Origin of the sequence: Candidatus Accumulibacter meliphilus, from assembly GCF_036625345.1 — a bacterium.
Lineage (GTDB): Bacteria > Pseudomonadota > Gammaproteobacteria > Burkholderiales > Rhodocyclaceae > Accumulibacter > Accumulibacter meliphilus.
This window is the reverse complement of the sequence record NZ_JAZKTZ010000005.1, coordinates 217,397-235,050: the sequence shown is the minus strand read 5'-3', so window position 1 is coordinate 235,050 and position 17,654 is coordinate 217,397. Positions and strand designations below refer to the sequence as shown.

The following is a 17,654-nucleotide window of genomic DNA, read 5'->3' as shown; positions in this document are numbered from 1 at the left end:
GCAATTTCTGGCCCCTGGCGTATTACGTGATACGTATCATATCCGGGGCGCTGCATGGCGGGCAAGCCTCGGCTCAGGAGACTTCCCCGGTCGCCGGGAGAGGTCAGGAAAAAAGCTTGCGCAAGGCTTCGCCGGGTTCGCTGGCGCGCATGAAAGCTTCGCCGACGAGGAAGGCGTGGACCCCGTGGTCGCGCATCAAGGCGACGTCGCTGTTGGCGAGAATGCCGCTTTCAGTGACCACGAGGCGGTCTTCCGGGATCGATGGCAGAAGGTCGAGAGTCGTCTGCAGACTGACTTCGAAGCTGCGCAGATTGCGATTGTTGATACCGATCAAGGGTGTGGCGAGTTGCAGCGCGACGTCGAGTTCCTGGCTATTGTGTACTTCGACGAGCGCGGCCATCCCCAGGCTGTCGGCGATGGCCTCGAAGTCGCGCATGGTGGGCAGATCAAGCGCGGCAGCGATCAGCAGGATCGCGTCGGCGCCCATCGCGCGCGCTTCGAAGACCTGATACGCATCGACGAGAAAGTCCTTGCGCAATACGGGCAGCGTGCAGGCTGAACGTGCCGCTTGCAGATAGGCGGGCGAGCCCTGGAAAAACTGGCTGTCAGTGAGCACTGAGAGACAGGCCGCGCCGTGGCGTTGATAACCGGCGGCGATCTCGGCGGGGTGGAAATCGGCACGCAGGACGCCGCGGGAGGGGCTGGCTTTCTTTATTTCGGCGATCACCGCCGGCTGCGCGGCGGCAATTCTGCTGCGCAGGCTGGCGACGAAGTCGCGTGTTGGGGCCTGTTTCTCGGCGGCGGCACGCAGCTCGAGCAGAGGCGTGGCCGCCTGCGCCGTAGCGACCTCGTCATGCTTGACGGCAAGAATTCGCTTCAGGATGTCGCTCATCGCGGTGCGCTCTCCGTGCTCTGTGGTGCGCCTTCTTCGGCGGTGTCTTCGAGTATCTGTTCAAGCGGCAGCTGCAGCGCCAGCGAAGCCAGTTCGACCGTTTCGCCAGGGCCATAGTCATGCAGCACCCAGTGATTCTCTGCATCGCGCCGGAAGACTTCGATGCGTTGCGCTGCGAGGTCGATCAGGACGTAGTCCTGCAGGCTGTCGAGTTTGCGATAGGCGGCGAACTTGCCTCCGCGGTCGAAGGCCGCGGTCGACTCGGAAAGGACTTCGGCGACCAGCAGGGGATGGCTGACGTAGTCGGGCGTCAAGCGGTCGCGCGGGTCGCAGGTGACCAGTACGTCGGGATAAAAGAAGCAATTGGCGGCTTCGACGCGGGCCTTGACCGCTTCGACGAAGACGCGACACGGACCGCCTTTGAGTGCCTGGCGCAAGGCGGTGGCCAGGTTCAGCGTGGCGACATTGTGCGACTGGCGCACGCCGACCATGGCGAACACTTCGCCGGCGACGTATTCGTGGCGTTCTGCCTGCGCCTCTTCCCAGAGCAGGTAGGCGGCCGCGTCGAAGCGCGTTTCAGTTTGCGGGATGGCCATGGCTTGCCTCCTTCGTCGAGCCGCCGGTCAGGCCGAGGCCGAGAAGTCGCGCGTGAAGGCGACAAACTCGTCCAGCCTGGCGAGGGCGGCGCCCGCGGCGATGGCTTCGAAAGCGCGCTCGACGCCCTCGGCCAGCGTATCGCTGAGGCCGGCGACGTAGATGCTCGCGCCGGCATTCAGGGCGACGATGTCACGCGCCGCGCCTCTCTTGTTCTGCAGGGTGGCGAGCAACATCGCTTTCGATTCTTCGACGTTGGCGACACGCAAGACGCCGGGATCCTGCACCGACAGATTGAACTGCTCCGGGTGGATGCTGTACTCGTCGATGCGGCCGTCTTTCAGTTCGCCGACCAATGTTTCACCGGCGATCGAGATCTCGTCGAGACCTTCGCGGCCAAAAACGGTCAGCGCGCGCGAACTGCCAAGTCGTTCCAGGACACGCACCTGGATTCCCACCAGGTCGGGATGAAAAACACCGAGTACCTGATTGTCGGCGCCGGCCGGGTTGGTCAGCGGGCCGAGAATGTTGAACAGGGTGCGCACGCCCAGCTCGCGGCGGACCGGCGCCGCGTACTTCATCGCGCTGTGGTGATTGGGCGCGAACATGAAACCGATGCCGACTTCGTCGATGCACTGTCCGACCTGCGCCGGGCTGAGGTTGATATTGACGCCAAGCGCTTCGAGAACGTCGGCGCTGCCCGACTGCGATGACACGGAGCGCCCGCCGTGCTTGGCGACCCGGGCTCCGGCCGCTGCGGCGACGAACATCGCTGCCGTCGAAATGTTGAAAGTCTGCGCGCCGTCGCCGCCGGTGCCGCAAGTATCGACCAGGTGCGCGCGATTGCCGAGCACGACCTTGGTCGACAATTCCCGCATCACCTGCGCCGCGGCCGAGATTTCGCCGATGGTTTCCTTCTTGACGCGTAGACCGGTAATGATCGCCGCGATCATTACCGGCGTCACTTCGCCACTCATGATCTGGCGCATCAGGGAGACCATTTCGTCGTGAAAGATCTCGCGGTGTTCGACGACTCGCGCCAGTGCTTCCTGTGCTTTCATTTGCTGTGCTCCTCGAGGAAGTTTTTCAACAGGTCGTGACCGCGCTCGGTCAGGATCGATTCCGGATGGAACTGAACGCCTTCGACGGCCAGACTACGGTGACGCAAGCCCATGATCTCGCCGTCATCGGTCCAGGCGGTAATCTCCAGGCAGTCCGGCAGGGAGTGGCGCTCGACGGCCAGCGAGTGGTAGCGCGTACAGGTCAGCGGGTTCGGCAGCCCGCGAAATACACCCTGATTGGTGTGCTCGACCGGCGAGACCTTGCCATGCATCAACTTGTGCGCGTGCACCACGCGACCGCCGAAGGCTTCACCGATCGCCTGGTGACCGAGGCATACGCCGAGCAGTGGAATCCTGCCGGCAAACTCGCGAATCGCCGCCAGCGAGATACCGGCTTGTGCTGGCGTGCACGGACCCGGAGAAATGACCAGTAGCGCCGGGTCGAGACGGGCAATTTCGGGGACTGAAATGGCATCGTTTCGGAACACCCTGACCTCCTGCCCCAACTCGCCAAAATACTGGACGAGGTTGTAGGTAAAGGAATCGTAGTTGTCGATCATGAGCAGCATTTGCGGCCTATCCTGTTGATTGCGTTGAGCGCGCTCGGCGATGCTGCATATCGAACCCCGCTAGCCGCTGCTTGCGGTGTGTGAGCATCGATCGCTCTGGCCGGTCACGGAGAGATTGTCGCACATCTATTTTTCCTGAGCGCCGTTGCTGCTGGCACGGTTCAATTCACGTCCGGCGCGCTCTGGCTGCGGCGCCGTTGGGATGTCAGTGGCGTGTTCGAGCCCTGTTGGCGCGCGCATGCGCCCTATTCACAAGCGAGTGTCGAGGCCGTGTTCGGCGAGTTCAGCAGCGCGCAGCACGGCCTGTGCCTTGTTCTGGGTTTCCTGCCATTCGGAAGCCGGGTCGGAATCGGCGACGATGCCGGCACCGGCCTGCACGTGCAGCTGGCCGTCCTTGACGATGGCGGTACGGATGGCGATGGCCAGATCCATGTCGCCGTTGAAACCCATGTGCCCGACGGCGCCGGCATAGATGCCGCGCTTGACCGGTTCCAGCTCGTCGATGATTTCCATCGCTCTGACTTTCGCCGCGCCGGAGACGGTTCCTGCCGGGAAAGTGGCCTTGAGGACATCGAAGGCGTTCAGCTCGGGACGCAGTCTGGCTTCCACATTCGAGACGATATGCATTACGTGCGAGTAGCGCTCGACAATCATCTTTTCGGTGAGCTTGATGCTGCCGACACGGGCGACGCGACCGGCGTCGTTGCGGCCGAGGTCGAGGAGCTGCACGTGTTCGGCACGTTCCTTTTCGTCGGCCAGCAACTCGTCGGCGAGGGCCTGATCTTCCGCGAAGGAAACGCCGCGCCGGCGGGTGCCGGCGATCGGCCGCACGGTTACCGTGTCGCCCTCGAGGCGAACCAGGATCTCCGGCGAGGCGCCAACGACGTGGAAGTCCTCGAAGTCGAAATAGAACATGTACGGCGAGGGATTGAGCGAGCGCAGCGAGCGATACAGGGCCATCGGGCTGGCGGTGAGCGGTTTGCTCATGCGTTGCGAGAGAACGACCTGCATGATGTCGCCTTCGGTGATATAGCGCTTGGCTTTGAGCACCGCCTTCTTGAACTGCGCTTCACCGAACATCGAGGTCGCTGGTTGCGAGGGCTGCGGCTTTTCAGCGGGAATGCGCACCGGCTCGCGCAGCTTGGCAAGCAGCTCCCGCAGTCTTGCCTGGGCCTTCTGGTAAGCGCCGGGAACGCCCGGTTCGGCGTAGACCACCAGCGTCAGCTTGCCCGAGACATTGTCGACCACGGCAATTTCTTCGGAGAGCAGGAGGACGATGTCGGGAATGCCGAGGTCGTCGGGCTTCTGCGAGCGCGTCAGGCGAGTCTCGATATAGCGCACGGTATCGTAGCCGAAGCAACCGACCAGGCCACCGCAGAAGCGTGGCAGGCCGGTGGTCGGCGCGGCGCGAAAGCGCTGCATGTATTTGGCGATGAAGTCGAGCGGGTTGGTGTCGTCTTCGCGTTCGGCGATGCGATTGCCGTTGAGCACCAGTACCTGATGCGCGTTGACCACGATTCGCGTCGGACTGGCCAGGCCGATGATCGAGTAACGGCCGAAGCGCTCGCCGCCTTGCACCGATTCCAGCAGGTAGGTGTAGGGCTGATTGGCCAGCTTGAGGTAGATCGACAAGGGGGTGTCGAGATCGGCAAAAGTTTCCAGCGTCACCGGGATACGGTTGTAGCCTTCGGCGGCCAGCCGATTGAAATACGCTGCAGTCATGGGAGCTCCACAAGAAAACACTGCTGGAAGAGGTGTGCACCAGGCTTGATGCACGCCGCGCGGCGGGGCAGCGGCGACGCTGCTGGCCTGCCTACCGACGCCAGGGGCGCCAGGGCCAGGCCTCTGCCCGGCTGGCAGGCGGCGAATGCAATTTGTGGTCGAGGCTGTTCATGCGTGACTGACGCGCTGGGCCGCTTCGGCGAGGGTCGAGACTATAGCATCGCAAGCGAGATCGCTCACCCCGCGCCCTTCGTTGTAGCCGTAGGGCACCAGAAAAACGTGGCAGCCAGCCGAGCGTCCGGCGTGAAAATCGTGCACCGAATCGCCGATCATCAACACCTCGGCGGGTGAGGCGCCGAGGCGGCCGCTGGCCCAGACCAGAGGCATTGGGTCGGGTTTCGCCCGCGGCAGAACGTCACCGCTGACGACTACCTGGAAAAAAGGTGCCAGACCGACCTGTTCGAGCAGCGGCAAGGAAAAAGCTTCGGCCTTGTTGGTGATCACTCCGAGCGGCAGGCCCAGGGCCTGGAAAGCTTCAAGGCCGTCACGGACGCCTGGGAAAAGGAGCGCGTGGCGTCCGTTGGCAATGGCGTAGTGGTGCCGAAAGCTGTCCAGCGCTGCCTTGGGCGGTGGCGTCGGGTCGTCGGCGGCAAGCATGCTGCCGGCGAGAACGCGCTTGACGAGATTGGGAATGCCGCGCCCGACGTAGCTGCGAACCGCTGCTACGGCAATTTCCGGGCGACCGAGGTCGCTGAGCATGGCGTTGGCTGCGGCGTGCAGGTCGAGGACGGTATCGATCAGCGTGCCGTCCAGATCGAAGAGCACGGCGCGCACGGCGAGTGGTCCTGAGATCATGCGGCCGCCAGTTGCGCGCGCAGCGCCGCGATCACCGTGTCGTACCGATTGGCGTCGCTGTCGCTGCCAGCGCTGAAGACCGCCGAACCGGCGACGAAAGCGTCGGCGCCGGCGGCGGCAATCTCGGCAATATTGTCCACCTTCACCCCGCCATCGACCTCGAGGCGGATGCGGCGCCCACTTTCGCGTCCGTAGGCGTCAATGCGCGCGCGTGCGGCGCGCAGTTTGGCCAGCGTCGAGGGGATGAACTGCTGTCCGCCGAAGCCGGGATTGACGCTCATCAGCAGGACGATATCCAGCTTGTCCATGACGTAGTCCATGACCTCCAGCGGCGTCGCCGGATTGAACACCAGGCCGGCCTGGCAGCCGCATTCACGAATCAGCGCCAGCGAGCGGTCGACATGCTCGCTGGCTTCGGGGTGAAAAGTGATGAGGTTGGCGCCGGCCTTCGCGAAGTCGGGAATGATGCGGTCGACGGGTTTGACCATCAGATGCACGTCAATGGGTGCCCTCGTTAGCGGGCGGATCGCCGCGCAGACCAGCGGGCCGATGGTCAGGTTGGGTACGTAGTGGTTGTCCATGACATCGAAGTGAATCCAGTCGGCGCCGGCGGCAAGGACGTTGACCACTTCCTCGCCAAGCCTGGCGAAATCGGCGGAAAGAATGCTGGGCGCTATGACGTGCATGGACAATAAACCCGTTAGAAAAAGCAGGTCATATTTTACCGCGAAACGGTTTCCTGCAGCCTCGCGTGCTGTCGCGCTTGCTCGCCGGGCTTGTCAGCATGCGCACTTTGGTGTGCAATGCCACTTCTGATCGTCCCAACATTGAGCAAACATGGCCGAAAGCAGGAAATACGAGGTCGCAGTCAGCGCGGTCCCGAAATATATCGCCGAGCAGTCGGATCCCGCCAACGACAGCTACGTCTTTGCCTACGCAATTACCATCGAGAACGTTGGAACCGTGGCTGCACAATTGATTTCGCGGCACTGGATCATCACCGATGCCGCCGGCGAGGTGCAGGAGGTGCGCGGCCTCGGCGTCGTCGGCCGGCAACCGCTGCTGCAGCCGGGCGAGAAGTTCGAATATACCAGCGGTTGCCAACTCGAGACGCCTGTCGGCACGATGCGCGGCAGTTACCAGTTAACGGCCGTAGACGGCACGCAGTTCGACGCCGAAATCCGCGAGTTCACCCTCGCCGTGCCGCGCGTTTTGCACTGACTAACTGCGGTAGTCGGCGTTGATTCGCACGTATTCGTAGGAAAGGTCGCAGGTATACACCGCGGCACGCGCGCTGCCGCGTCCCAGGTCGATGCGGACGCTGATTTCGGTCTCGCCCATGATGCGTGCACCGTCCTCTTCGCGATACGAAGCGGCACGGCCGCCTTTTTCGGCCACCAGAATCTCGCTGCCGCCACTCGCCAGCCAGACTCTGATCCGGTCGACGTCGAGTGGGTCGAGCGCGTCGATTTCGGCGTAACCGATAGCGGCCAGGATGCGCCCCAGATTGGGATCGGAAGCGAAGAAAGCCGTCTTGACCAGCGGTGAATGGGCGACGGCGTAGCCGACGCGCTTGCATTCCTGACGGTCGCGGCCACTTTCGACGGCGACGGTGATGAATTTACTGGCTCCTTCGCCGTCGCGAATGATCGCTTGCGCCAGTTCCATGGCGACGGCGATCAGCGCTTCGCGCAGTTGCGCGTAGGCCGTTGTCGACGCGTCCGCGATTTCGATGCCGCTCTGACCGGTGGTGATCAGGATGAAGGAGTCATTGGTCGAGGTGTCGCCGTCGACGCTGATACAGTTGAATGACTCGTCGGCCGCTTCACGCAGCAGTTGCTGTAGCAGCGGCGCGGCGACGCCGGCATCGGTGGCGATGAAGCCGAGCATGGTCGCCATGTTTGGCCGGATCATGCCGGCGCCCTTGCTGATGCCGGTGATGGTGATGCGCTTGCCGTCGATCGCGAAGCGCCGCGAGGCGGCTTTGGCGACGGTGTCGGTGGTCATGATGGCGTGTGCGGCAGCATGCCAGTGGTCGGCGCGCAGGTCGGCGATACAGGCTGGCAGGCCGGCAATCAGGCGCTCGACCGGCAGCGGTTCGAGGATCACGCCGGTCGAAAAAGGCAGCACCTGGCGGTCATCGATAGCCAGCAGTTGGCCGAGGGCAGCGCAGGTTTCGGCCGCCGCCCGCAAGCCTTGCTCGCCGGTGCCGGCGTTGGCGACGCCGGTATTGATGAGCAACGCGCGCGCGTCGCTGCCGAGTTCCAGATGGCGGCGGCAGACGTGCACCGGTGCGGCGCAAAAGCGGTTGCTGGTAAACACGCCGGCGACGCGACAGCCGGGGTCGAGAGCCAGCACGGTCAGGTCATGCCGATCAGGCTTGCGGATGGCCGCCGCGGCGACGCCGAGACGAACGCCGGCAACCGGCCAGAGCTCTGCGGCGGCGGGGGTACGATAATTGACGGGCATTGCAACCTCGCGAACGGGGTAGGGCAGAGGCAGTGCGGCGGCAAGCGCAGGCTACGGCTTCGGCAGCGGGCGCCTGCGCAAGTGGCTATTCACCCCCCTGCCACGGGGTACTGTGCTGGCAGCGGCGCTTACGACAACTTGCCGTGACAGAGTTTGTACTTCTTGCCAGAGCCGCAGGGGCAGGGGTCGTTACGGCCGACTTTTGGCCCGGCGTGCAGCGGTTTCATGGTTTCCGCCGGAGGTGCGTGATCGTCGCTCCCCAGCACTTCGTCGTAGCCCAGGTGCTGATACTGGACATTCTGTACTTCGGCATGCGGAGCGCTTTCTTCGACATCCTGCGGGCGAATCTGAACGGTCATCAAGATTCGTGTCACGTCGGCGCGTACGCTGTCGAGCAAGCTCTCGAAAAGTTCGAAGGCTTCGCGCTTGTACTCCTGCTTGGGGTTCTTCTGTGCGTAGCCACGCAGATGAATTCCCTGGCGCAGGTGATCAAGGGCTGCCAGATGCTCGCGCCAGTGTGTGTCCAGGCTCTGCAGCATGACGTTGCGTTCGAACTGGTGAAACATCTCCGCGCCGACCAGCTCGACCTTGGCGGAATAGCTCGCCGTCGCCGCGTCGACCATCCGCTCGAGCATTTCTTCGTCGCGCAAATTGGGTTCGTCGCTTGACCAGGCGACAATCGGCAGCGCTAACTGCAGGTCGGCGACGAGCGTGTTTTCCAGCCCTGGCAGGTCCCATTGCTCTTCGACGCTGTCGGTCGGTACGTGCCGCCGGAAATTCTCCTGCAACACCGCCGCGCGCATCGCGGTGACCGTTTCCGAGATGTCTTCGCTCTCGAGCAAGTCGTTGCGCTGCGCGTAGATGACCTTGCGCTGATCGTTGGAGACGTCGTCGTACTCGAGCAGCTGTTTGCGAATGTCGAAGTTGCGCGCTTCGACCTTGCGTTGTGCCGATTCCAGTGAGCGTGAGACCAGCGGATGCTCGATCGGCTCGCCTTCGGGCATTTTCAGGCGCTCCATGATCGCTTTCAGACGATCACCGGCAAAGATGCGCAGCAAGGAATCGTCAAGCGCCAGGTAAAAGCGTGAGGAGCCCGGGTCGCCCTGGCGGCCCGAACGGCCGCGCAGCTGGTTGTCGATGCGGCGCGACTCGTGTCGTTCCGAGCCGATGATGTGCAATCCTCCGGACGCCACCACCTGGTCGTGCAGCACCTGCCACTCGCTACGGATTTCAGCGATGCGCTGATCGCGCTCGTCGGCAGCCAGGTTTTCGCCGTCGCGGATCGCGCTGATCTGCTTTTCGATGCTGCCACCGAGAACGATGTCGGTGCCGCGACCAGCCATGTTGGTGGCGATGGTGATGATGCCCGGGCGGCCCGCCTGGATGACGATCTCCGCCTCACGCGCGTGTTGCTTGGCGTTGAGAACCTGGTGCGGCAGCTTCTCGTGGTCGAGCAGCGCCGAGAGCAGCTCGGAATTCTCGATCGACGTCGTGCCGACCAGTACCGGCTGTCCGCGCTCGCGACAGCTGCGGATATCGGCGACGATGGCCGCGTGTTTCTCCTGCGCGGTACGGAAGACCTGATCGTTGTTGTCGGTCCGCCGCATGGGCTTGTTGGGCGGAATAACCACCGTTTCCAGGCCATAGATCTGCTGAAACTCATAGGCCTCGGTATCGGCTGTGCCGGTCATCCCCGACAGCTTGCTGTACATCCGGAAGTAGTTCTGGAAGGTAATCGACGCCAGCGTCTGATTCTCGTTCTGGATCTTCACGCCTTCCTTGGCCTCGACCGCCTGGTGCAGGCCTTCGGACCAGCGGCGGCCGGACATCAGGCGACCGGTGAACTCGTCGACGATGATCACCTCGCCGTTCTGCACCACGTACTGCTGATCCCTGAGGAACAGGTTGTGCGCGCGCAAGGCGGCGTAGAGGTGGTGAATCATCAGGATATTGCTGGCGTCGTAGAGACTGCCGCCGTCGGGAAGCAGGCCGGCAGCAGCGAGCATCTCTTCGGCGTGCTCGTGACCGGCCTCGGTCATCAGGATCTGATGACCTTTCTCGTCCACCCAGTAGTCGCCGGGACCATTTTCTTCCTGGCAGCGCTCGAGCATCGGCGCGATCGCGTTCATGCGTACGTAGAGATCGGTGTGGTCTTCGGCTTGTCCCGAGATGATCAGCGGCGTGCGTGCTTCATCGATCAGGATCGAGTCGACTTCGTCGACAATCGCGAAGCTGAGCTTGCGCTGTACCCGTTCGCCGGTCGTGTAGACCATGTTGTCGCGCAGGTAGTCGAAGCCGAACTCGTTGTTGGTGCCGTAGGTGATGTCCGCAGCGTAGGCGGCCTGTTTGTCTTCGTGCTGCATTTGCGACAGGTTGACGCCGACCGAAAGACCGAGAAAGCGATGCAGGCGTCCCATCCATTCCGCGTCGCGGTTGGCCAGATAGTCGTTGACCGTCACGATGTGCACGCCCTTGCCGGCCAGGGCATTCAGGTAGGCGGCCAGCGTGGCGACCAGAGTCTTGCCTTCGCCGGTGCGCATTTCGGCAATCTTGCCGTCGTGCAGGACCATGCCGCCGATCAGTTGCACGTCGAAGTGGCGCATGCCGAGGGCCCGTTTGCCGGCTTCTCGCACGACCGCGAAGGCTTCCGGAAGGAGGGCGTCCAGCGTCTCGCCCTTGACCACACGTTCCTTGAATTCGACCGTCTTGCCGCGCAGCTCTTCATCGGACAGCGCGCTGATCCCTTCCTCGAGCGCGTTGATCTTGCGGACAGCCCGCGAGTACTGTTTTATCAGCCGATCGTTGCGGCTGCCGAAAATCTTTTTGAGTAGGCCGGGAATCATTCTGGGAACGGTAAAGGAAGCTGCGAAGTTAGTGTAAAGGCCCCTGCCAGGCAGCGGTGGCGGTGCATTGCCACGCCAGAAATGGCGAGCGATGGAGAGCCAGGCGGGAGCAACCGGGCTTGCCGCGCCGAAAAATCGGGCTGACAGGACCAAGGTAAGCATATGGCGTGCGGCATGGATACTACCTTCAAGACTCGCTGGACGCAATTCTGGCTTCGTCTGGCGTCGCTCCGTTACGTCATTGGGAGGGGGGGCGTCCGACGCTAGCGTTGGCGCCGGCCCCTGCTGCGTCCGCCGTGGCGCTCGATGTCGGCCCGCGACCGAGGCAGCCGAATTGCGCTTGCCAGAAAGGAATGCCAGGTGCTTTAATTCTCCTACCGTCACCCAATGGGAGTCACGAAATGTCCGATAGTCACTTCAAGCCTCTACCCTGGACCCGGCTCAGGAGAGGTGTTCCGTGTTACCTGCCGAAGGCTGTCGTGGGTGCCCGGGTTGGCGCGGATTCCCCGGCTCTGGCCGTGATGACCGATTTTCGTCGCTTTGCGCCGGCCACCATTGCGCGCGACGCCGCACTGGACGAGGCCAACCGGCTGATGACGCTGTGCGACGTGCACTATTTGCTGGTCGGCGACGAGCAGCGGCAGTTGCTGGGCATTGTCACCGAAGCCTGCACCAAGGGACACCGGCCGCTGGCGACAGCGCATGCGATGGGAATTCGCCCTGGCGAACTGGTCGTCGGCAATGTGATGATCAACAAGCACGACGACGCCGAGGTCGTGCATCTGCGGGACCTCGAAGGGGCAAAGGTCGGTCATGTCGTGGCCACGCTCAAGCAACTGGGGGCATCCAGCTGTCTGGTTGTCGAGCACGACGAAAGCGACAACCACATCCTCTGCGGTGCCTTCTTCCTGCCTCAGATCGAGCGTCAGCTGGGCGGCGAGTCGACCACGGAAGAAGTCGCACACACTTTTTCGCAAGTGGTGAACTCGCTGGGGCGCTGAGCGGGCTCAGTTCTCGCAGGCTCGCAGTCGACAGGGCGGGCCAGGGCTGCTCGCCGGATACTCTTTCACCGCATGGTGCCCGTCCGTGTGTTCCGGCACCTTGGTTTTGTCCACGCAGCTGACGTGGCCCTTGGCCGGATTGGCGGCAAGGCGCTGACGGTTGTTTTTCCGGGTACAGACGACCGTCACAGACCTCCCGACTGCTCCTTTTCCTGGCAATGGCAACAGAATATGACAAACCCTTCTTTACAGAGTGACCCAGAGCATGAGCAGCGCTAAGGCAGCCCCGGAAATTTCCTTCGATGACCCGGGACGGTACGCGCTGACCCAACGCTGCACGTGGATCAGCGTGGCGGTAAACGTCCTGCTGACGGCGGCGCAGGTTGTCGCCGGTATCGTCGCCAACTCGCAAGCGCTGGTCGCCGATGGCATGCATTCGCTGTCCGATCTCGTTTGTGACTTTCTGGTGCTCTTTGCCGCCCATCACAGCAAGGATCCGGCTGACGAGAGTCACCCTTACGGTCACGCGCGCATCGAGACCGCGGCATCGTTTGGCCTGGGGGCGATTCTCGCGGCCACCGGTGGTGCCATCATCTGGAGCGCCGGCGTCAAGTTGCAGGACCTGGGCAGCCTGCCGCCGGTGGCGCCGCTGGCGCTGTGGACGGCGCTTCTCGCCTTGGTCGCCAAAGAAGGCTTGTTTCGCTACATGTTGCACGTCGGTCAACGCCTGCGCTCGCCGATGCTGATCGCCAACGCCTGGCACGCGCGTTCGGACGCCGCCTCCTCGCTGGTGGTGGCGGTGGGGATCGGCGGCAATCTGATGGGTTTCGTGTTTGCCGATTCCGTGGCCGCGGTGATCGTCGGTTTCATGATCGTGCGCATGGGAGTGGTGTTTTCCTGGGAGGCGCTGCAGGAACTGATCGACACCGGTCTGTCGGTCGAGGAGGTAGCCAGTATTCGCCAGGTGATCATCGATACCCAGGGAGTGGGCAGCCTGCACGAATTGCGCACTCGGCGCATGGCGCACCGCTCGCTGGTCGATGCGCATGTCTGCGTTAGTCCGAGGATCAGCGTCTCGGAGGGGCATCGCATTGCCGAGGTGACGCGCAAGCGGGTGCTCGATAGCCACCCCACGGTTTCCGATGTGCTGGTACATGTCGATGTCGAAGACGACGAGGATCACGACGGCAAGAGCCAGCGCATGCCCGACCGCAGCGAGTTGATGGGTTTCCTGGCGCCGGTGCTGGCGACCCTGCCGAAACCGCAGCGCGTGGTCCTGCACTACCTCAATGGCCGTGTCGAAGCCGAGGTCTTCCTGCCCTGCGAGGTGCTCGCCGACGCGGCCGTGGTGAGCGCGGCGGAGCGTGAGTTCGCCGAGCGTCTGCGCGAGCATCCCTTGCTCGGCGCGCTGTCGATCAACTACCGCCAGCGCGTTTCCCCCCCCGCCGCGGCTGATTTCCGGCTGCGGGTCGCCTTGGGGCGCATGCTATAATCCCCTTCTTTTTCAAGGCTTGCGAGGCGTACGATGTTTTCGGCTAACGACACACTGGCGAAAGTGGATCCCGAGATCTGGCAGGCGATCGAAAACGAGAATCGGCGTCAGGAAGCGCATATCGAGTTGATCGCTTCGGAGAACTATGTCAGTCACGCGGTGATGGCTGCGCAGGGTTCGCAGTTGACCAACAAATACGCCGAAGGCTATCCGGGCAAGCGCTACTACGGTGGCTGCGAGCATGTCGATGTCGCCGAGCAACTGGCGATCGCGCGCCTGAAAAAGCTGTTTTCGGCCGAAGCGGCGAACGTCCAGCCGAATTCCGGGTCGCAGGCCAATCAGGCGGTTCTGATGGCTTTCGCCAAGCCGGGCGACACGATCATGGGCATGAGCCTCGCCGAAGGTGGCCACCTGACGCACGGCATGCCGCTGAACATGTCCGGCAAGTGGTTCAACGTCGTGGCCTACGGTCTCGACAAGCATGAAGCCATTGATTACGCGAAAATGGAAGCGTTGGCCCGCGAGCACAAGCCGCGGATCCTGATCGCCGGCGCTTCGGCCTACTCGCTGCGCATCGACTTCGAGCGCTTTGCCCGCGTAGCCAGGGAAATCGGTGCCATCTTCATGGTCGATATGGCGCACTACGCCGGTCTGATCGCCGGCGACTGCTACCCGAACCCGGTTCCGCACGCCGATGTGGTCACTTCGACGACGCACAAAACCTTGCGTGGTCCGCGCGGCGGCGTCATCCTGATGAAGGCCGAGCACGAAAAAGCGATCAACTCGGCAGTCTTTCCGGGCTTGCAGGGCGGGCCGCTGATGCATGTGATCGCTGCCAAGGCGGTGGCTTTCAAAGAGGCGCTGAAGCCCAGCTTTGCCAAATACCAGGAGCAGGTGCTGGCCAACGCGCGTGTTCTGTCGCGGGTACTGTCGGAAGAGCGCGGCATGCGTATTGTCTCGGGCCGTACCGAGTCGCATGTCTTCCTGGTCGACCTGCGAGCCAAGAACATCACCGGCAAGGAAGCCGAGGCAGCCTTGGGCGCGGCGCACATCACGGTCAACAAGAATGCCATCCCGAACGATCCGCAGAAGCCTTTCGTCACTTCCGGTGTTCGCATCGGTTCGCCGGCGATGACCACGCGTGGTTTCACCGAGATCGAATCCGAGCTGGTTGGCCACATGATCGCCGACGTGCTCGATGCGCCTGGTGACGAAAAAGTGCTGGCCAGAGTACGCGCCGACGGTGCGGCGCTGTGCAAGAAGTTCCCGGTCTATGGCGGGACGGCCGGATGAAGTGCCCGTTCTGCGGCGCTGACGAAACAACCGTCGCTGATACCCGTATCAATGACGATGGTGACCTCGTCCGCCGCCGCCGGCGTTGTCTGAAATGCGACAAGCGGTTTACGACTTACGAGCGTGCCGAGTTGCGCATGCCGCAGGTGATCAAGAAGAATGGCTCGCGAGTCAATTTCGACCCCGAGAAGCTGGCCGCCAGTCTCCGCCTGGCTTTGCGCAAGAGGCCGGTCGGCACCGAGGCAGTCGAGGCGGCGATTGCCCGCATCGAAGGAAAACTGCTGGCCCTCGGCGAGCGCGAACTGGCCTCTGAGAAAGTCGGCGAGATGGTCATGTTCGAGTTGAAGAAGCTCGACAAGGTGGCCTACGTGCGCTTTGCTTCGGTCTATCGTAATTTCGAGGACGTCGACGAGTTCTCCAAGCTGATTCGCGAAGTTTCTCGCTCGCCACAGAAAATCGGTCGTTGATGGCGCAGGGTTTCAGCGCCGCTGATCACGAAATGATGGCGCGGGCGCTGCGCCTGGCCGAGTTGGGTCTGCAGTCCACCACTCCCAATCCGCGTGTCGGTTGCGTCATCGTCAACAATGGCCAGATCGTCGGCGAAGGCTGGCATCTGCGTGCCGGTGGCGAGCACGCCGAAGTGCATGCTCTGTGCGCCGCCGCTGAACGTGCGCGCGGAGCGACCGTCTACGTGACGCTTGAGCCCTGCAGTCATCATGGCCGCACGCCGCCGTGCACCGACGCGCTGTTGGCGGCGGGTGTGCGCCGCGTCGTTGCCGCCATGCGCGATCCCAATCCACTGGTCGCCGGGCAGGGCCTGGCTGGCCTGCGCGCTGCCGGGGTACTTGCCGAGGAGGGCTTGCTGGCGACCGAAGCTCGGGAACTCAACATTGGTTTCGTCGCTCGCATGACGCGTGCGCGACCCTGGCTGCGCATGAAGGTCGCCGCCAGTCTCGACGGCAAGACCGCACTGCGCAACGGTGCCAGCCAGTGGCTGACCAGTGCGGATGCACGTCAGGACGGGCATCGCTGGCGCGCGCGCGCCTGCGCCATGCTGACCGGCATCGGCACGGTCCGTCACGACGACCCGCAGCTCAATGTGCGTGGGGTGGAAGGGCTTCGCAGCGATTCTCGCCAGCCGCTGAAAGTGGTCGTCGATAGCCGGCTTGAACTGCCGCTTGACGCCAGACTGCTACGCGGTGGTGCTGTCCTGGTCGTTGCGGCCATTGGCGATGCCGCGCGGATCGCCGCTCTCCGCCAAGTCGGTGCCGAAGTGCTGTTGCTGCCAGGGCCGGACGGGCAGGTCGATCTGCTCGCCTTGCTCACTGAACTTGCCCGCCGCGGCATCAACGAAGTGCACGCCGAGGCGGGTTTTCGCCTCAGCGGCTCGCTACTCGGCGCCGGCTTGGTCGATGAACTACTGCTCTACCTGGCCCCGTGTCTGGTCGGCGACGCGGCGCGTGGCATGTTCGATCTGCCGGCGCTGGAGTCGCTGGCCGGCAAGCGCAGGCTGCTCATTCGCGACCTGCGCCTGGTCGGCCCGGACCTGCGCCTGCTGGCACGCCTTGCCTGATGCCCGGGAAGAGGGGGACGGCCATGACCGTCGTCACGCACAGACCGAACACTGGGGATCCTTGCTGAAGTTCACGCTGCGCCATTCCATGGACAGGCCGTCGAGCAGCCACAGACGGCCAAGGACGACTTCGCCGGCACCGGCGATCAGTTTCAGTGCTTCGGCGGCCTGCATGGCCCCGATGATGCCAGTGAGCGGTGCGAAGACGCCCATCACCGCGCAGCGCTCCTCCTCGACATCGTCGCCTTCCGGGAACAGGCAGCTATAGCAGGGCGTGTCCTTGTGGCGACTGTCGAATACCGCCAGCTGGCCGGCGAAACGGATCGCCGCACCGGAAACCAGTGGCGTGCGCTGTCGGACGCACTCCCGATTGACGGCGTGGCGGGTGGCGAAGTTGTCGCAGCAATCGAGCACCACGTCGGCGTCGGCGACCTGCGCCGCCAGTGCTTCGCCGGCGAGACGGCTGTTGATCGCCTCGACCTGCACTTCGGGATTGATGTGCGCCAGTGCGACCTGTCCTGAGCAGGCCTTGGGCTGGCCGATGCGCTCCTGCGTATGCAGGATCTGGCGCTGCAGATTGGTGAGGTCAACCTGATCGCCGTCGGCGAGGCTAATGTGTCCCAGGCCGGCGGCGGCGAGATAGAGGGCGGCCGGAGAGCCCAGGCCGCCGGCACCGACAACTAGCGCCTTGGCGTTGACCAGGCGCTGCTGTCCTTCGATGCCGATCTCGTCGAGCAGGATGTGGCGGCTATAGCGAAGCAACTGCTCGTCGTTCATCGGGCGGGCCCTGGCCTTTTCCTGCAGATGCGGCGCATGTTCCGACTGCTCTGAGCGTTCGGAATGCGGCGATTACTTGTACTCGCGCCACTCGGGCGGCGTGTCGTCATGATCGCCATGTGGGTGGCGTTCCCAGGCGTGTGTGTAGGCTTCCGACTGCGAGCGTTTCAATGGTCGCTCAGGCGCTTCGAGGTTATGCAGCTGCGTTTCCTCGACGTAGTAGATCAGCGCCCGCATCATTTTGCTCATCAAGGTATTGTCGAGGTGGTAGCCCTTGTCCTCAAGGCTGGCTTCGAGCTCTTCCAGAGAGTGCTGGTGAAGATCATAGGCGACGCCGACAGCGCGCTGCTGCTCACGTCGCTCGACCTCCAGCTGCTCGATCTGGGCGAGGAATTCTGAGGCTTCAGGCACCTGGTCCGGGGGAAACTTGGCAAACAGGATATTGCGTTCCTTGCGGATCGGTGCTGTCTTGTAGCTCGTCGCGGCCGGTCGTTTCACGTGCCTTCCCCCGAG

17 protein-coding genes are annotated in these 17,654 nt (G+C 63.3%); 6 read left to right on the top strand and 11 right to left on the bottom strand.

Annotated features, from left to right (window positions below):
* Positions 1-103: 103 nt before the first annotated feature.
* The 7 genes from trpC to rpe form a co-directional block, all read right to left on the bottom strand.
* A complete protein-coding gene (trpC, locus tag V5B40_RS12125) occupies positions 104-892 on the bottom strand; it encodes an indole-3-glycerol phosphate synthase TrpC (protein WP_332354736.1) in 789 nt (262 codons plus the stop codon).
* Positions 889-1,488, bottom strand: a complete 600-nt coding sequence (locus V5B40_RS12120; RefSeq protein ID WP_332354735.1) for a Uma2 family endonuclease — start codon at positions 1,486-1,488, stop codon at positions 889-891. Before V5B40_RS12120 ends, trpC begins: the two co-directional genes overlap by 4 nt.
* A 27-nt stretch (positions 1,489-1,515) precedes the next feature.
* Positions 1,516-2,547: an anthranilate phosphoribosyltransferase gene (trpD, locus tag V5B40_RS12115; RefSeq protein ID WP_332354734.1), complete on the bottom strand. Its 1,032-nt coding sequence runs from the start codon at positions 2,545-2,547 to the stop codon at positions 1,516-1,518.
* Positions 2,544-3,116, bottom strand: a complete 573-nt coding sequence (locus V5B40_RS12110) for an aminodeoxychorismate/anthranilate synthase component II (protein ID WP_332354733.1) — start codon at positions 3,114-3,116, stop codon at positions 2,544-2,546. Before V5B40_RS12110 ends, trpD begins: the two co-directional genes overlap by 4 nt.
* 249 nt (positions 3,117-3,365) lie before the next feature.
* Positions 3,366-4,838 carry an anthranilate synthase component I gene (gene trpE / locus V5B40_RS12105; protein WP_332354732.1) on the bottom strand — a complete coding sequence of 491 codons (1,473 nt, stop codon included), beginning with the start codon at positions 4,836-4,838 and terminating at the stop codon, positions 3,366-3,368.
* 168 nt (positions 4,839-5,006) lie between these two features.
* Positions 5,007-5,693: a phosphoglycolate phosphatase gene (locus V5B40_RS12100; protein WP_332354731.1), complete on the bottom strand. Its 687-nt coding sequence runs from the start codon at positions 5,691-5,693 to the stop codon at positions 5,007-5,009.
* On the bottom strand, positions 5,690-6,379 hold the full coding sequence (gene rpe, locus V5B40_RS12095; protein WP_332354730.1) for a ribulose-phosphate 3-epimerase: 690 nt from the start codon (positions 6,377-6,379) through the stop codon (positions 5,690-5,692). Before rpe ends, V5B40_RS12100 begins: the two co-directional genes overlap by 4 nt.
* A gap of 151 nt (positions 6,380-6,530) precedes the next feature.
* Between rpe and apaG the strand changes: the two genes are divergently transcribed.
* Positions 6,531-6,914 (top strand): Co2+/Mg2+ efflux protein ApaG, encoded by a 384-nt coding sequence (gene apaG, locus V5B40_RS12090; RefSeq protein WP_332354729.1) that lies wholly within the window; start codon positions 6,531-6,533, stop codon positions 6,912-6,914.
* Here the strand turns inward: apaG and argJ are convergent, their stop codons facing one another.
* Both argJ and secA read right to left on the bottom strand, forming a co-directional pair.
* Positions 6,915-8,162, bottom strand: coding sequence for a bifunctional glutamate N-acetyltransferase/amino-acid acetyltransferase ArgJ (gene argJ, locus V5B40_RS12085; protein WP_332354728.1), 1,248 nt, complete (start codon positions 8,160-8,162; stop codon positions 6,915-6,917).
* Between the two features lie 128 nt (positions 8,163-8,290).
* Positions 8,291-11,005, bottom strand: coding sequence for a preprotein translocase subunit SecA (gene secA / locus V5B40_RS12080; protein ID WP_332354727.1), 2,715 nt, complete (start codon positions 11,003-11,005; stop codon positions 8,291-8,293).
* Positions 11,006-11,406: 401 nt separating this feature from the next.
* Here secA and V5B40_RS12075 point away from each other — a divergent pair, with 401 nt between their 5' ends.
* From V5B40_RS12075 to ribD, 5 genes are all read left to right on the top strand, one after another.
* Positions 11,407-12,006 carry a CBS domain-containing protein gene (locus tag V5B40_RS12075; RefSeq protein ID WP_332354726.1) on the top strand — a complete coding sequence of 200 codons (600 nt, stop codon included), beginning with the start codon at positions 11,407-11,409 and terminating at the stop codon, positions 12,004-12,006.
* A gap of 265 nt (positions 12,007-12,271) precedes the next feature.
* Positions 12,272-13,498 (top strand): cation diffusion facilitator family transporter, encoded by a 1,227-nt coding sequence (locus tag V5B40_RS12070; protein WP_332354725.1) that lies wholly within the window; start codon positions 12,272-12,274, stop codon positions 13,496-13,498.
* Positions 13,499-13,531: 33 nt separating this feature from the next.
* Positions 13,532-14,791, top strand: coding sequence for a serine hydroxymethyltransferase (gene glyA / locus V5B40_RS12065; RefSeq protein ID WP_332354724.1), 1,260 nt, complete (start codon positions 13,532-13,534; stop codon positions 14,789-14,791).
* A complete protein-coding gene (nrdR, locus tag V5B40_RS12060; RefSeq protein ID WP_332354723.1) occupies positions 14,788-15,258 on the top strand; it encodes a transcriptional regulator NrdR in 471 nt (156 codons plus the stop codon). Before glyA ends, nrdR begins: the two co-directional genes overlap by 4 nt.
* Positions 15,258-16,364 (top strand): bifunctional diaminohydroxyphosphoribosylaminopyrimidine deaminase/5-amino-6-(5-phosphoribosylamino)uracil reductase RibD, encoded by a 1,107-nt coding sequence (gene ribD / locus V5B40_RS12055; RefSeq protein WP_332354722.1) that lies wholly within the window; start codon positions 15,258-15,260, stop codon positions 16,362-16,364. The genes nrdR and ribD overlap by 1 nt, the downstream gene beginning before the upstream one ends.
* 33 nt (positions 16,365-16,397) lie before the next feature.
* Here the strand turns inward: ribD and V5B40_RS12050 are convergent, their stop codons facing one another.
* Positions 16,398-17,141: a HesA/MoeB/ThiF family protein gene (locus V5B40_RS12050; protein ID WP_332354721.1), complete on the bottom strand. Its 744-nt coding sequence runs from the start codon at positions 17,139-17,141 to the stop codon at positions 16,398-16,400.
* Positions 17,142-17,213: 72 nt separating this feature from the next.
* Positions 17,214-17,639 (bottom strand): hypothetical protein, encoded by a 426-nt coding sequence (locus tag V5B40_RS12045; protein ID WP_332354720.1) that lies wholly within the window; start codon positions 17,637-17,639, stop codon positions 17,214-17,216.
* Positions 17,640-17,654: the final 15 nt, after the last annotated feature.